We start from the raw sequence: 410 nt of genomic DNA, 5'->3' as shown, positions 1-410 counted from the left end.
CTTGAATATGTATACAAGCTTTTGCGTTCGCAGGATTTGGAAGATTTCGGTCATCGTTCTGGCCGCCGCGCTCGCGGGCTGCGCTTCCGGCGGTACGGATCCTAAGCCGGTCGGCCGGGAAGCCGCCGACCCAACGGTCCGTCTTACGCTGGCGGTCCAAGCGTACGCGGACAATAAGACGCTGGAGAGCTTGGTCGCGCGCTTTAGCGCCGATCATCCCGGCATCGAAGTCCAACTGTTGAATTTGCCCCGTGACCAGTACGACAAGTTCATGAACATGCGCATGACGTCGGGCGAAGGTCCCGACGTGTTTCAGATCGCGACCGGCTGGCTCACGCCGTACATCTCCAAAAACTGGCTGCTCGATTTGTCGGAGGTCGCAGACGTTTCCTTCATGGACGGGTTTCCGC

At 59.0% G+C, this 410-nt stretch carries 1 protein-coding gene; it reads left to right on the top strand.

The features are described from left to right. Positions 1-410, top strand: a 410-nt coding sequence (locus AC2JF9_RS09950) for an ABC transporter substrate-binding protein (protein ID WP_500727446.1), incomplete at both ends; no start/stop codon positions are given.

The organism is Lactobacillus sp. C449L (assembly GCF_059900815.1).
The sequence above is the reverse complement of the archived record's forward strand: the minus strand, read 5'-3'. Positions and strand labels throughout refer to the sequence as shown.